This is a genomic window from Mycolicibacterium tusciae, from assembly GCF_002086795.1.
Taxonomy (GTDB): Bacteria; Actinomycetota; Actinomycetes; order Mycobacteriales; family Mycobacteriaceae; genus Mycobacterium; species Mycobacterium tusciae.
Map to the genome: position 1 here is coordinate 1 of NZ_MVIM01000032.1, position 15189 is coordinate 15189.

Annotated in this window: 11 protein-coding genes; 5 read left to right on the forward strand and 6 right to left on the reverse strand. The window is 62.4% G+C overall.

What is annotated here, in order from left to right:
• The coding region (locus BST47_RS29305) for a beta-ketoacyl [acyl carrier protein] synthase domain-containing protein (protein WP_133056256.1) at window positions 1-874 on the reverse strand (874 nt) is incomplete at its 3' end.
• 278 nt (window positions 875-1152) lie between these two features.
• On the opposite strand from BST47_RS29305, the gene BST47_RS29310 reads away from it, so the two are divergent.
• Window positions 1153-2892 (forward strand): AMP-binding protein, encoded by a 1740-nt coding sequence (locus tag BST47_RS29310; protein ID WP_083129263.1) that lies wholly within the window; start codon window positions 1153-1155, stop codon window positions 2890-2892.
• 42 nt (window positions 2893-2934) lie between these two features.
• Here the strand turns inward: BST47_RS29310 and BST47_RS29315 are convergent, their stop codons facing one another.
• On the reverse strand, window positions 2935-3621 hold the full coding sequence (locus tag BST47_RS29315) for a CmcI family methyltransferase (protein WP_272937655.1): 687 nt from the start codon (window positions 3619-3621) through the stop codon (window positions 2935-2937).
• A gap of 123 nt (window positions 3622-3744) precedes the next feature.
• Complete coding sequence (locus tag BST47_RS29320; RefSeq protein WP_207568728.1) at window positions 3745-4518, reverse strand: aspartyl/asparaginyl beta-hydroxylase domain-containing protein; 774 nt, start codon at window positions 4516-4518, stop codon at window positions 3745-3747.
• A gap of 495 nt (window positions 4519-5013) precedes the next feature.
• On the opposite strand from BST47_RS29320, the gene BST47_RS29325 reads away from it, so the two are divergent.
• Window positions 5014-6285: a glycosyltransferase gene (locus BST47_RS29325; RefSeq protein WP_083129265.1), complete on the forward strand. Its 1272-nt coding sequence runs from the start codon at window positions 5014-5016 to the stop codon at window positions 6283-6285.
• 85 nt (window positions 6286-6370) lie between these two features.
• Here BST47_RS29325 and BST47_RS29330 read toward each other — a convergent pair whose 3' ends face one another.
• Window positions 6371-7786 carry a hypothetical protein gene (locus BST47_RS29330; protein WP_083129266.1) on the reverse strand — a complete coding sequence of 472 codons (1416 nt, stop codon included), beginning with the start codon at window positions 7784-7786 and terminating at the stop codon, window positions 6371-6373.
• An 828-nt stretch (window positions 7787-8614) separates the two neighbouring features.
• Here BST47_RS29330 and BST47_RS29335 point away from each other — a divergent pair.
• Both BST47_RS29335 and BST47_RS29340 read left to right on the forward strand, forming a co-directional pair.
• On the forward strand, window positions 8615-9523 hold the full coding sequence (locus BST47_RS29335; protein ID WP_207568729.1) for a sulfotransferase family protein: 909 nt from the start codon (window positions 8615-8617) through the stop codon (window positions 9521-9523).
• Window positions 9524-9630: 107 nt separating this feature from the next.
• Window positions 9631-10428, forward strand: coding sequence for a phthiotriol/phenolphthiotriol dimycocerosates methyltransferase (locus tag BST47_RS29340; protein WP_234809921.1), 798 nt, complete (start codon window positions 9631-9633; stop codon window positions 10426-10428).
• Between the two features lie 80 nt (window positions 10429-10508).
• Here BST47_RS29340 and BST47_RS29345 read toward each other — a convergent pair whose 3' ends face one another.
• Window positions 10509-12095: an MFS transporter gene (locus tag BST47_RS29345; protein ID WP_083129268.1), complete on the reverse strand. Its 1587-nt coding sequence runs from the start codon at window positions 12093-12095 to the stop codon at window positions 10509-10511.
• A gap of 357 nt (window positions 12096-12452) precedes the next feature.
• On the opposite strand from BST47_RS29345, the gene BST47_RS29350 reads away from it, so the two are divergent.
• Window positions 12453-13262 (forward strand): TylF/MycF/NovP-related O-methyltransferase, encoded by an 810-nt coding sequence (locus BST47_RS29350; protein ID WP_083129279.1) that lies wholly within the window; start codon window positions 12453-12455, stop codon window positions 13260-13262.
• Between the two features lie 234 nt (window positions 13263-13496).
• Here the strand turns inward: BST47_RS29350 and BST47_RS29355 are convergent, their stop codons facing one another.
• On the reverse strand, window positions 13497-15140 hold the full coding sequence (locus BST47_RS29355; RefSeq protein WP_234809922.1) for a GMC oxidoreductase: 1644 nt from the start codon (window positions 15138-15140) through the stop codon (window positions 13497-13499).
• Between the last annotated feature and the right edge of the window lie 49 nt (window positions 15141-15189).

The window sequence follows — 15189 nt, forward strand, 5'->3', positions numbered from 1 at the left end:
TGCCACGTATCACAGCCAGGATGCGGTCACCGTCGCGTAACGCATCCGGCAGCCGCTTGAGCAACACCACCGCACTGCCCTCGCCAAGCACATGTCCGTCCGCCGCGATGTCGAAAGCGTGACAACGCCCCGTCGGGGACAGCTGCCCGTTCGCGGTCCCCGCAAGGAACTTCCGCGGTTCCAGCATTACGAACGCGCCGCCGGCGAACGCCATGTCGCTCTCGCCATCGTTGAGGCTGCGACACGCCATATGCACCGCGAGTAGGCCCGAAGAGCCCGCCGTGTCCACTGCCAAGGCAGGGCCGCGAAGTCCCAGAGTGTAGGCGATCCGGCCGGACGCCATGCTGAACAAATTGTCCTGAAAGCCGTACGGCCCCTCCATTTCAGGAGACTCGGCCGTGACGAGTTGGTAGTCGTAGTGAGTCAGGCCCATGAACACGCCGGTGCGCGATTCAGCCATTGCCTCTAGCGTCAGACCCGCGTGCTCCATGGCCTCCCACGAGTTTTCCAGCAGCAACCGATGCTGCGGATCAAGCGCGATCGCCTCACGCTCGCTGATCCCGAAGAACTCCGGATCGAAGCCGGCAACATCGTCGAGGAACGCGCCCCACTTCGACACCGACCGCCCGGGCACCCCCGGCTCGGGGTCGTAATACTCCTCGGCGTCCCAACGGTCGACCGGAACTTCGGTGACCAGGTCATCGCCCCGCAGCAACGCCTCCCACAACCGCTCAGGGGAGTCGATACCGCCGGGCAACCGACACGCCATGCCGATCACAGCAACCGGAACGACAGGAGAGCTGCTCGTACTGGGCGATGGCTCCGTTGAGGCTGAGCGGCGAGTTCGATTATCGATTGCCCCAGATGAATCCATTACATCTCCTCACAGCAACATTCAATTCGCCGTCGATTGCTTGACTCACGACATGGCGCCGCGCCCAACCATGGGACCGCCTACGTCTCCGTCATATGTTGCCTACCGTATCAGGGCGTACTGGCACGTCAACGTGGGTTGGGAGGTACCGGCGAAGCCAGCATTCCCGCGCGGTGGCAGCCACGAGTCTGCAAGCTGTTATCTAATCGTTACTTTGCTGCGGACGCTCGACGAACTGTTCGTGGACCTTTGCGCACGGTTGACGTTAACCTCAGGCGGTGGTTGAAACGTCCCTCCCGGATCTGCTGCGCGAGCACGCCAGTCTCCAGCCGGATGAGATCGCATTCACGTTCGTCGATTACGAGCAGGACTGGGCCGGCGTTCCCGAACGCGTGACCTGGCCGCAGCTGTATCGGCGAGTGCTGAACGTGGCAAAGGAACTCAGAGGCTGTGCAGCAGCCGGTGATCGTGCGGTGATATTGGCGCCGCAGGGCATGGATTACATCGTGGCCTTCCTGGGTGCATTGCAGGCCGGGGTCGTCGCGGTGCCACTGTCGGTCCCGCTGGGCGGCGCCAGCGATGAGCGCGTCGATTCGGTGCTGCGCGACGCATCACCCACTGCCGTCCTCACCACGTCGGCCGTCGTGGGTCAGGTGGCCTCTCATGTTGTGCCTCAACCAGGACAACCCGCGCCATCGGTCGTCGAAGTCGATTCGTTGGATCTTGATGCGCCGGTGCGAGCTGAGGACCCAGCGGATATCCAACAAACGACCGCTTATCTGCAATACACCTCGGGATCCACCCGCCGACCCGCCGGCGTCATGATCTCCTACACCAATCTCCGCGCCAATTTCGAGCAACTGATGGCGGGTTATTTCGCGCACCGGGACGGTATTGCACCATTCGACAGCACCATCGTGTCGTGGCTGCCGTTCTATCACGATATGGGTTTGGTTCTGGGGGTATGCGCACCGATTCTGGGTGGGTACAGCGCTGTGCTCACCAGTCCGGTGGCGTTCCTGCAGCGCCCAGCCCGGTGGATGCATTTGATGGCCACCAGCACTCACGCATTCTCGGCTGCACCGAATTTTGCCTTCGAGCTGGCGGCGCGAAAGACATCGGATGAGGACATGGCCGGGCTTGATCTGGGCAACGTGGAAACCGTCCTCAGCGGAAGCGAACGCGTACATCCTGCGACACTGCAACGTTTCACCGAGCGCTTCGCGCGGTTCAACCTTCACGACTCGGTCGTGCGACCCTCATACGGGCTTGCCGAAGCCACCGTTTACGCCGCGACCAGCCGAGCAGGCCAACCACCCACGATCGTGGAGTTCGAAACCGATAAGCTGGCCGCGGGTCAGGCCAAACGCTGCACCAAAGGCGGAGGCACACCCCTGATCAGCTATCCGCTGACCGGGTCACCCGTCGTGCGCATCGTCGATCCCGACACCCACACCGAGTGCCCACCGGCAACGACCGGCGAAATCTGGGTGCACGGCGACAACGTCGCTGTGGGCTACTGGCAGAAACCAGAAGAGACCCAACACACCTTCGGCGCCATGCTCGCCACACCCTCGGCCGGCACGCCGGCCGGGCCGTGGCTGCGCACCGGGGATCTGGGGTTCGTCACCCAAGGCGAGTTGTTCATCGTCGGTCGCATCAAGGACCTTTTAATCGTCTACGGGCGCAACCACTCTCCCGACGACATCGAAGCCACGATTCAGGAGATATCTGGAGGCCGAGTCGCAGCGATCGCGGTACCCACTGAGGAAATCGAACAACTCGTCGTCATCGCCGAAGTGAAAAGACGCGGCGACTCCGATGGCGAAATAATGCACAAATTCGTCACGCTCAAGCGCGACATCACCTCGGCGATCTCCAACACCCACGACCTCGCCGTCGCCGACGTGGTACTGGTATCACCGGGCTCAATCCCCATCACCACAAGCGGCAAAGTACGACGCGCAACATGCGTCGACCACTACCGAACCGGCCAATTCACCCGCCAAGACGCGTAAGCCACATTCATTGGCCGCGCGCATATGTCGAGCGGAGAGTGACTAAACCCGCGTGAGGAAACCGTTTGTGGCGAAGGTGAACCCGAACTTGTTCTCGCGTTCCCGATCGTGGGCGTAGTCGTTCGGAAACTCTGCCTCGTAGGCTTCGATCGCCTCGAACGGCCCCGGCCCGAACCCCGGCAACACGGGATGGCCGTTGACGTTTGAGTCCTCCACCACCACATAATCTCCACTTACCAGTAATGGGCGCAGCAGTTTCATCTCCGCTAGTACGTGGTCCTTGCTGTGGTCGCTGTCGAGGATGGCGAACACCGGGCCGGGAAATTCAGATCGGAGGTCGCGGATACGAGATGCGACGTCCGGCGCGCTCGACGACGACTCCAGTAACATTACATCGGGATCTTGCCGCGCACGGTCGTGCACGTTTTTATGCGTGATGTCCACCGACAACACTTTGGCGCCCTGCCCGCGCAAGATGTCGGCGAAGAACACCGCCGACCCCCCGCACAGAGTGCCGAACTCCACGACCAACGCGGGTTTGAGGTCGTGCAGAATTTCCTGATAGTTCCACATATCGCTGACAGACTTTTGGCATGGGATGCCCCGCCAGCTTGTGGTGCTCCATATCATCGTCCCGTAGTAGTACTTGTGGTACTCGTCGGCGATCTCGTCGCTGGGGCGGTAGATCACTCCGGCCACACCGCTGGCCAGTTGCCGAATCAGACTCACAGCTTCCCCTTCACGTGTTGGGATGGCACGACCACGCATCCGGCAGCTGAATGAGTAATCTCAGCATCCTGCATGTTCTCGTGTTGGAGTACTACGGATGCCAGCCGTTGGACTCGCTCTAAGCTAATTCGCCACCGCATTCTGATTGACGACCGCCTCGAAGCGCTTTTCCCAGCGAAAATAGCTGCCGAGGTTACCGAGCACAAACGGCGATAGAGCGATGAGCCAGGCCATCGCCGAGTTGATCATGTTCGCCGGGAAACGCATCGGCCGCATGATGTCGACGAACAGGACCACTCGTACTCCGTCCGTCCGGTTCCAGGCCTCGTGCTCGAACGTGTCGTCGAAGATCATCACCCGGCCCTCCTCCCAATGACGGGTCTCCGACCCGACCCGGATGGCACACATCTCGGTCGGCTCAGGGACGAGCAGCGCTAGGTGGAGGCGTAGCACACCCTTATAGGGGCCGCGGTGCGGCGGCAGGTGTTTGCCGGGCGCGAGAATGGAGAAGAACGCGGTCTTCATCCCCGGTATCTTCTTGAGGAGCTTGGTTGTCTCTGGACAACGGCGGCAATTCGGGCCCGCCTTTATGCCGTAGGCATAGAAGAAGAAGGTCTTCCAGCCGTCGTCTTGGGACAACGCCTTTTGGTCCTTCGAGATGTCCTGGAAGTTTGGCATGTCCGCCGCGTACGGCAGGAGTGCATCCAGTTCCGTGCGCACCTTACGCCAGTCGGCCTCGACCGCTCCGACCCAGGGAAAGTCCTTGACATCGAAGAACTCATGGTCGCCGAGCAACGAGGCCCGACAGTAAAGGCGGTATAGCCCACCGAAAAACGCCATCACAAGACGTCCGAGTGTTCGGACGAAGACCCCTTGCGTCTGCTGCGTCTCGACCATTCATCCCCCTTTGCTAGACGTCGAAGCTATCATTCGTGGCATCTGCCGTGCAATGCGCGCGTGTTCTCCTGCGCCGAAGCGTTTTCCGGGAAACCTCGATGCTCATATGGCATGGCATCAGGCAAGCCTCGACTCACGTGATTGGGTTTGCGCGCCCACAATTCTCAAATGTATCGCGGTGAGCGGGTGGCCGCGCGCGATTGTGCTGCCTGTTCTTCAGGGACACGTGGCTGATTACCAGGCCAGGTACATGTAGGTACCCAGAAACGCGGCGCCCGAGTGTGGTCCGCAGACCCCGCTGAACGTATATTCGGTCGACCTTACTCTTTGCGAATATCGTTGCTGTAGGACGGGAGTGCTGCAGAAGTATGACCAAACTTCTCGTCCGGAACTGATAGTGCCGGCGGGCGGTCTCGCTGCCGGCCGTGAATTGGCGAGGGTAGCGCTCTCATTATGCATTAAGAACCCAGAACGCGAGAGGCTAGGATCTTTGCGGTGAAGTTTGTGCTGGCAAGCTATGGAAGTCGCGGTGACATCGAGCCATGCGCCGCTGTTGGCCGGGAACTGCTGCGCCGCGGGCACGAGGTGCGCATGGCAGTCCCGCCGGACCTCGTTAGCTTCGTCGAAGGTGCCGGACTTGCGCCGGTTGCATATGGGCTCGATACGCGGGCGTGGATGGAAGCGCACCGCGACTTGTGGACGCGCTTCTCCCGCAACTTCTGGAAGATCCCAGATCTGATCAGATTGGCGCGCGAAGTCAGGGAGCCCATCAACGAGTGCTGGATGGAGATCAGCACGACGCTGAAGTCGTTGGCGGACGGAGCTGACCTGCTCTTCACGGGACTGAGTTTTGAACAACCTGCTGCCAATGTCGCGGAATATTACGACATTCCGTTGGCCACGCTGCACTATCACCCGGCGCGGGCGAATGGTCAGCTGATGCCAGTGCTTCCGGCGCCGGTGGGCCGTGCCGTAATGAGGGCGGACGAATGGCTGGGTTGGCGTGTGTCAAAAAAGGTCGAGGACACCCAGCGCGGTGAACTCGGATTGCCTGAGACGACGAGCCGCGCGTCGCTACGGATGTCCCAACGCGGATCGCTGGAAATTCAGGCCTACGACGAGGCTTGTTTTCCCGGTCTGGCGACCGAATGGGCGAAATGGGGTGACCGTCGGCCCTTTGTTGGAGCGCTGACGCTTGAGTTGGCTACGGACGCCGATGATGACGTTGCGGCGTGGATCGCCGCAGGAACACCGCCGATTTTCTTCGGCTTCGGCAGCAACCCGATCGAATCTGTTGCCGACACCCTCGCCATGATCGGCGGGGCCTGCGCTCAGTTGGGTGAACGGGCGCTGGTGTGCGCCGGCTGGAGTGACTTCAGCGGCGTGCCCCACTACGAGCACGTCAAGGTAGTCGGTGCGCTGAATTTCGCGGCAATCTTTCCGGCCTGCCGCGCGGTCGTGCACCACGGTGGCACTGGCACCACGGCCGCGGGTCTGCGTGCAGGGGTCCCTACGGTCGTTCTCTGGACGTGGCCCGGTCAGTCGCTCTGGGGGAGGGCGGTCGAACGGCTGAAGTTGGGCACCTCCCGACGCTTTACGAGTACGACCGAGCAGTCACTGGTGGCGGACCTTCGCACCGTCCTGAGCCCCGACTACATCGCCCGGGCACACGAATTCGCGCCCCGGATGACTGCACCGGCCGAAAGTGTCGCTGCTGCCGCCGATCTCTTGGAAGAAGCAGTCCGTCTTAGGCAGGTTGCTGACTAGCGAAGCCGATGTGGAGAGGGTGGGTGCCGGCGCGAGCAGCCGTTCCATGCCTTTCACGGGACGTCACCGCTACGGCGGCGATGGTCTAGTCGATCTCGCCCGTCAGTCCGAACTCGGCCAGCGTGTGGCCAGCCAGCTCACGCAGCGCAGCTTTGGTGTTTGTGGCACCTGGTTGGTAGGCGACGACGGTGATGCCAACCTTGCCCCGCATGCGCCAAGACTGAAGTCTCATCACGCCCCCCGTTCGCTCAAGCCACTGTCGCGTCACGTGGTGCCAGACCGCTCGTGCCGTGGCGTACTCGGCTTCGGTGCCATCGAGTCGGCAAAGTACCGAGCCGTGGTCGCCGAGGTTGGAACAAAACACCGGAAGGTCGGGGTCGGCGAGTGCCGCATCGGCTGCGCGTCGCAACCCCCATTTCGGCCTGAACGGGGCCAGCCACAAGAACTGCCGCAGATCGTTTGGAGCTTCACGCAGAGTGCTCAGCGCCTGGTTGACGGCGGCGCGGACGTCGCCCAAGTCCGCGGTTAGCCGCGTCGGGTCGAGACTGACGCGCGCCATGGCCGTTGCATTCGCGCGCGTATCGCCGTCAACGCGTTCGCTTATGGGGAGTTGCAAGGTGACGGCGCCGTCGGCGGCACGTCGGCGGCCCATGCGCTCGCCGAGTTTGGCGGCCAATCCGGCCACTAAGGTGTTCCGTGTCCCGCCAAGAGCTTTGGCGCGGGCATCCCACTCATCCAGGTCGATGTGGATGGTGATGGCCGGTATGGCGACAGACTCATCACCGCCAGCACGGACGCCATCACCGGTAGGGAGGGCGACAGGGCGCGATGTCGGTGGTCGGGCACGATCGCGCCAGTAACGAGGGGCCATTTTTACCCCCGCGATAAACGCCCGCCCAATTTCGGGCGCGTCCCGCGCTGTCGCTCTAACATCGTGCAGAATCGCCCGTAGTCGGGTGCGGGAATCGGGCGGTGGCAGGCCGAGATCGCGCGTATTGCCCAGGAGCGCATCGCCTACCGCGAGGGCGAGTCCGAGGCCGTCGACGATGTCGTGAGAAACCACCAAACTGACTGCGGTCGAGCCGTCTGTAAGGGGGAGAACGCCGATATGCCAGCCAGGTCCCCATTCCGGATCAGTCGGCACCTGCGAGCGTTCATCAGCCCAGTCGCTGACTTCCGTGCGTGGACGGGCACGATCGGCGAAGTCGATGTCCGATGTCCCTTTATCTAGGACCCACCGATGCCGAAAGAACGGCACAGGCGAACGCTCAATCCGGCGTCCCAACAACCCATTGGCGAGGTAATGCTGGAAGCGCTCTACGGCATCGATGTCGATAGCGTGCTCATAAACCCACAAGAGCTGGATGGCTACCTTCTCACCGGTGGCTCGCTGCCACGCAAAAAAGGCCTGATCCAGTAATGCGAGTCGGTTATCGGGTGCTTCGCTGCTGGATGCGATCCCGTTGAAAGATGTTCGCGCAGAACGTAACCGGCCGGGCACTGATCAGCCTCCGACGATACGGATTGATTCGTCCGTGATGTGCTGTGGCGCGTGCACCTCATCGGCGATGGCCAGGCTGCGCGGGAAAGCGCGGACCTCGGCACAGGCGAACGAAATCATCACACGAGAGTACCCGGCGGCGCGGCTCCGACCGGTACGCATCCGGACTCCAGCCGTGGTCAACGACGGCGAGGGCCGCAACACACGGCAGTGTCGAACCGCCTTGCTTATCCAGAGCGGTGTAATCGACGCCCGGTCTGTTCGTTGCATGGACTGAGATCGCCCTGGGCCTGCATCAACGAGCGCGCGCTCCCATCGCTTCGCATCAGCGACCGCCCCTAGGTATTGGCTCGAGGCACGCCAGGGGCGTGGCAGGTGGCTGCCGACACGGAGCTGCCAGTCAGCCACATTGAGATGGGTATGGGGATGATTGCGCGGGGAAACCTGTTGGCCCAGGCCGTGTTCGCTCATCCGGTCTTTTGGTGTTGAGCGGATGGATGGTGTGGAAGAGCAAACCCGCGGACCGGCAAGCCTCGAGTTATGCGGCGAACGAGCAATTAACGGCGGTAGCGCCAGGAGCCTGTATTCTGCCGCCATGGGCAGACTAAGCACTGGCGAAAACCGCGCCGCAGAGTGTTCTTCCTATACTCCGGCAGCGCGGGTCGACCAAGTCGATGCCACCACGCGGGCGACGAGCACACGAATCAGGGGCCGGGTGGGGCACCGCGCTCCTGGGATCTCCGCCGCATCAGTCGCGGAGCTGTGCTCGTGACCGCCGACTCGCAAACTGCGAGTGCGTCCCGCCCAGTCGTTCTGTTCGTGTTGGGCATGGCCCGGTCCGGCACGTCGGCGACTGCCCGAGTTCTCTCGTTATGTGGTGGTGCCCTCCCGGAGGGGATGTTGGGCGCCATGCGGGACAATCCCCTTGGCCATTGGGAGTCGCGCGCAACGCTGCAGCTCAACGATAAACTCTTGCAACGCAACAACAGCGGCTGGTATGACCCGACGATTCGGCTGCAGGAGAAAGGTGAGTTCGAGGGCAAAGAGTACGCCGCCTGCATCACCGAGATCCGAGCGTTTCTCGCCACATTGCCCGCGGCGCCGCTCGTGGTGCTCAAGGACCCGAAGATTACGGTGCTGTCCGGCATGTGGTTCGAGGCGGCGCGTCTTTCCGGATTCGACGTCGCAACCGTGATCGCAGTGCGTCACCCGCAGGAGGTGGTCGCGTCGATCACGGCTCCCGGTGGTATCTCGGCCGAACTCTCGAGTGCTTTGTGGCTGAAATACACTCTGCTGGCAGAAAGAGGTACGCGCGCCGTACCACGCGTGTTCGTCGAGTACGCCAACCTCCTCAATGACTGGCGTCGGGAAGTAAAGCGAATTTCCGCGGCGCTTGCGATTGATCTGGATGCCCAGGACGAGAGTGCAATCGAGGAGTTCCTCACGCCGAATCTTCACCGGCAGCGGCACCAAGGCCCGGTGATAGAGCCCTTCGGCACAAGTTGGTTCTCCACCGTATACGAAGATATGCGTGCGGCCGCGCGGGACGAACCCTGGGAACAGTCTGCGCTGGACCTCATATTCGACGGGTATCGGGCGAGTGAACGCACGTTTCGGGCGGCGTCCGCAGACTTCCGCCGCCTACGAAGGGTCAACCGCCTCCTTCGGCCGTCGATCACGAAGTTAAATTACGAGGTCCGCGCGATGGTTAATCGGCGCAGGGGGACTTGGGCTTAGGCACTTCAGGTACGCGAGTGGTGCTTGGTTGACATCTTGAGGCGCGATTGTGCCTCCCTGACGGGATAGGGCTGAAATACTCCCAATTCTGGGGAGAGGACACCGCAATGGGGCTTATGGACCGCCTGACTTACCACCCGATCGTATGGAAGCTGGGCTACAAGACACAAAAACGTAGTTATCGCACCATCACTCGCCGATACGGCGCCGACGATGTCGTATTTCTCAACTACGGCTACGAGGAAAATCCGCCGGTGGCGATCAGCCTGGACGCCGCCGACGAACCTGACCGCTTCCCCATCCAGCTATACCACCGCACCGCGACTCAGGCAGACGATCTCAGCGGCGCGCAGGTGCTTGAGGTCGGGTGCGGCCACGGCGGCGGCGCCTCCTATCTGACCCGCACCCTGCGCCCGGCTGGTTACAAGGCAATGGACTTGAATCCGACCGGGATCGACTTCTGTCGCCGACGCCACCGCCTGCCCGGCTTGGAGTTTGTACTGGGCGACGCCGAGAACCTCCCCTTTCCTGACCAGACTTTCGACGCAGTGATCAACATCGAATCCTCGATCCACTATCCAGATTTTCGCCGCTTCCTTGCCGAGGTGGCGAGGGTCCTGCGACCCGGCGGTCATCTCCTCTACGCCGATGGTCGCTTTGCACCTCATGTGCCCGACTGGGAGGCGGCGCTGGCGGGTGCGCCGATGCGCATGGTTTCGGACAGGGTCATCAACGCGGAGATCCTGCGCGGGATGGATCGGAATTCGCAGCGTTGGCAGGAATTGCTTGATCGTCACCGGTCGATGCTGGCGCGCGCGACCTGCCAGTTCGTCCAAGGCTCGAAGGTATATCAGGCGATTGAAAGTGGGGAGTTTTCCTACCGAATGTACAGGTTTGATGTGTAGATCCGCAGTGCGGACAACAGCGAGCGTTCGTGGAAGGGCTGGCCGTTTTTTCGACTTCCATGTGCTCCTGCGGACCGGTATCAGGCTACTTCCGCGCCGGGGTCCAAATCGTTCCGGTCTTTCTCCGCGTGTGCCACCTGTTGCCTGCTGTAGCTGATAAACACCACCGCGACGCCGACGGCGACGACTACTCCCGCCAACCAGAGCAAGCCATGGGTGAGGCCGTGATCCAGCGCATTCAACTGGGCGGCATTCATGTCCTTCACCGGCCCGTTGGTGCCGCCGAGGGCCAGTGTGCGCGACGTGACGGCGACTTGGATGACGGCCAGCACCAACGGGCCGCCGAGGTTTTGCAGCATGAGCGCGATCGCGGCGGCGGGGCCGATCCGATCGACCCCCACGCTGGCAATCAGCGACAGGCGGAGTGGGACATTGGCCACGCCGATACCGAGAGCGGCAACAACCAACGGCACCACGAGATTCGGGAAGTACGGGGCCCCGCGCGTCAGCGTCGAGCCGTAGAGCATGGCGACCAGCATCAGTATGCCGCCGGCGATCATCACCACGCGCGGCGAGAACCATCTCACCAGCTGCGACGACGCAGCCGCCCCCACCGCCGCCGCGATGGCGAACGGAACGAAGCCGATGCTTGCGCGCAGTGCGCTGTAGCCCATGATGTCCTGCACATACAGCGCGACTAACACCATCAGGGCGAACATCACCCCACCACCGAGAAACGTGGCCGCAAAGATCGCGAGCCGGTTCCGGTCGCGGAACAAGCTGAAGGGCACGATGGGATTCTCGGCGGTGCGTTCCACCAGGACAAACGCGACCAAGGCCGAGAGGGCCACCACACCCGAAACGATCGGGATGGGCGACAGCCAACCCGTTTCCGGCGCCGTTGAGGAGCCGAACACCACACCGATACAGATCAACGTCGTCAGCACAGCCCCTGTGACGTCGAGTTTCATCCGCTCCTTCTGGGTTTCCCGCAGCGCGAAGCGCGCCAGGCACATAACCAGCACTCCGAGCGGCACGTTCACCAAAAACGCCAGCCGCCATGACACCTCGGTGAGCGCCCCACCCAAGATCAGACCCATCACTGAACCGATACCGATCGTTGCGCTGAACACCCCCATCGCAGCGTTGCGCACAGGGCCCTTCGGAAACGTGGTCGCCACCAGCGCAATGGAGGTCGGGGCGACGATCGCGGCGGCTACACCCTGCAGGAGCCGAGCCACCACGAGCGCGCCGCCGTCCCAGGCGATGCCGCAGAGCGCCGAAGCCACGGTGAACAACGCGACCCCGACGATGAAGACGCGCTTGCGGCCGAAGGTGTCACCCAGGCGACCGCCCAGCAGCATCAGCCCGCCGAAGGCCAGCACGTAGGCGGTGATCACCCAGCTCCGCCCGGCATTCGTCAGGTCTAGATCATTCTGGATCTTCGGAAGCGCAATGATCGCGATGGTTCCGTCCATCATCGACAACAGCTGCATGGCGCCGATCGCAGTGACCGCGGCGACGAACCAGCGAGAAGGCAGCCGCGCCGGCAAGTACCTTTTCGTACGGTGCGGAGTGGTCGGCTTGTTTGGCACCCCCGTCGCTCGTTTCGCGAGCTCTGTCGCCTCTTGAGGAAGCGTCTGCTCTCCGTCCCTGCGAGCGGCCATAACGGGCTACCCTATCGCAGCCTTCGATTAGCTGTAAAACCGAGGATCGGCCGAGTAGCCGGCTCGACTGCGGGGAATGGCGCCTTCTCTGGTGAAGCGCAACGCATCGCTCGCGGTCGGCACCGCTCTCTTCTGCAAACAAGCCATCCTCGCTGATGAGTGGGGTATCGGCGACGCTTCACGCAACGTATTCGGGCCGCGCGTACTCTGCGGCCCTCATAAGCAGCCTCGGCACTGACCGCCCCAACTTCTCGGTCGCATGTGAATCCGGTGATTTTGCTGAGCCCCCGAGACAACAGCATAGGCAGGGGTCTAGACTCATCGCCGGCAGTAATGACATGCGAGATGGGGGCAGACTTGACGGTGACCGATTGCGACGTGCGATCCCTCTATCTCGACCTGCTCAGACGCAACCTCACCAGATACGGGATGCACGAGCGGACGCCCTCTCGATGGCCTGTGCGACGGCGCCTCCTTCTCAAGACCGCCAACGTCGTCTTGCCCATGCTCAACGGGACGAGTCCTTTCGGCGACACCAAGCGGGAGCTAGGCGTATTCTGGCCCGCCGAAGCCGAGACGATGATTGGGATGCAACGGCTCACCAGCCTGCAGAATTGCGTCGAAACTGTATTGGCCGAGGACGTCCCCGGCGATCTGGTCGAATGCGGAGTCTGGCGCGGAGGGGCCTGCATCTTGATGCGTGCGGTCCTGGCAGCCTATGAAGACAAGACGCGACGCGTGTGGGTGTGCGACTCATTCGCGGGCCTGCCCCGCCCCGACACGGCAAAGTACAAGGCGGACAAAGGACTTCGGCTGGACCTCTTCGCGGGCATACTGGGGGTGCCCGAAGCAGATGTCAAGGCCAATTTCGAGCGCTACGGCCTGCTCGATGAGCAGGTCCGGTTTCTTCCAGGCTGGTTCAAAGACACCCTGCCGGATGCCCCGATAGAACGCATCGCCCTGCTGCGGCTCGACGGCGACCTGTACGAATCGACAATACAGACCCTCGACGCGCTCTACCCGCGACTGTCTCCCGGCGGCTTCTGCATCGTTGACGACTACTCGATTCCGGCGTGTCGGCAGGCTGTCGCGGAATACCGTGCGAAACAGCGGATATCGGCGGAGATCATCGACATAGACGGAACCGGTGCGCTATGGCGCAAGTAGAGACCGTAACGGACGCTCATCGTCGTCGGCGTACTTGGCCTCACCAGCGCCAGAGTTCACCCGTCTAGAAGTGATCCGCGAGGCGCGTTCCAGCGATCCTCGGCCTGATCCGCCGTAACAGCGTCCAACCTCTCGCTACGCGGGCCGCCGGAAGGCCGAACCGTTTGCCCGCGTACTGTTTTCCTGACAATAAGCGTGGTTTTGCGTCGAGATTCGCGCCCGGATTGAAGCGGGTCAGCTGGCGAAATGCGCCTGATTGACGTGATCGGCCACCCTCAACGCGTTAGCCGCGACCGTCAAACTCGGGTTCAGGCCGGTGCTGGACGGGAAGAACGAGCTGTCCACGACGTAGAGGTTGTCCACTTCATGTGTTTTGTTTTGTGGGTCTAGCACACTGGATTTGGGATCGGTGCCGAAGCGACACGTCCCCGAGACGTGACCGACGGTGGTGTTGCTTCCCGCGACGCGCACAACGAGTGTGCGAAACGGCTGAAATACTTCTTTCAGCTGGCGCAAAAAAGTTGCGCGGCGCTCTATCTCATTGGGGCGGATCCGGTACTGAATCTGCAACCGCTGTCGGCCGTCCGAACTGGGCTGATTCGATGGCAGGACGCGGTTGTCCAGATAGGGCAGGTCTTCCGTGGTTGATGCCAGCACCAGCCCGCCGCTGAAGAACCGCTCGTAGACGCGAAGCGCCGCCGGTTTCACCAGGCGCAGCGCCTTTGCCTGCAGGCCGGGGCGATTGGTCATCAATTCCATGGGCCCCTCTGCGGAGCCGGCTGACTGCACGGTGCCGTATTTCTGCCCTTCCCAAAAGTAGAAATCGTTCAGCCCGATCTCTTTGTTCTGGGCCGTGATCTTGCTGCCAGGGTGTGGCCAGACCTCGATCATGTCCATCAGGTGACGCATCAGATTGCGTCCCACCCAGTCCGAGCCGTTGGCCAGTCCTCCCGGCCAGTCACCGCAACGGGAATTCAACAGCAAGACCGGGGTGGCCAGCGCCCCGGCCGCCGCCACCACCACCTTGGCCTTTAATGCGAGCATGCCGGAGCGGTCCTCGCAGATCACCTGCTGGACTCGCCTGCCCTCGGTTTCCAGCCGCACGGCGCGACACTCTGGCAACAGGCGGGCGCCGTGCTTGGCGACGGCGGGTAGCACGCAATTGCGGCCAGCATCATTCTTGCACGACTGCTGGCAGAGATAGCCCTGACAGGTGACACAGTCATCGGTGTAGTCACAGGCCATGGGCAGGTGGTAGGGATGCAGCCCGCGACCAGTCAGATAGTCGACCAACGGCTGGTTGTCTGCCGAAAACGGCGGCGCCGCAGGCAGATTCATCTCGGCGGTCTCCAACCGCAGGGGATCGCGCTGACCGCGAACCCCCATCAGTTCCTCAGCTGCGGCATACCAGGGCTGCAGCTGGTCGTAGGTGATCGGCCACGCTTCGGGCACGGTGGAATCGCCGGGATTGCGGAAGTCTTGGCGTGGAGTGAAATCGCGCACGAAAAAGCGTTCGCAAACCATGCCGTACAGGGCCGACGATCCTCCCGTTCCGCTCCCAAGGTACGGCACAAACCGCTTCTTGCGGCGCCCGCTGATGTCTTCGATCTCGTCGGTTGAGCGCCCAGCCCGGGCCAGCGCGTCGTAATAGGCTTCAGCCGAGCGGCCCGCCCGCGGCTCGGCCACTTCCGGCCAAGTAGAACGAATCGTGCCCGGCGTCCCAGGCAATGTGGAGCGCCCCTTTTCGACGAACAGCACCTTGCGGCCGGACCGGGCAAGCGAATAACCCAGCGTCCCGCCCCCCATGCCGGTGCCCACGACGATCACGTCCCACACCACACGTTCCGCCTCGTGCGCGCTCAACTCGCCGATAGGCAAATCCGCTCCTTCGATGAATGACGATTTGAAGCAATCCCCGCAATGCGAA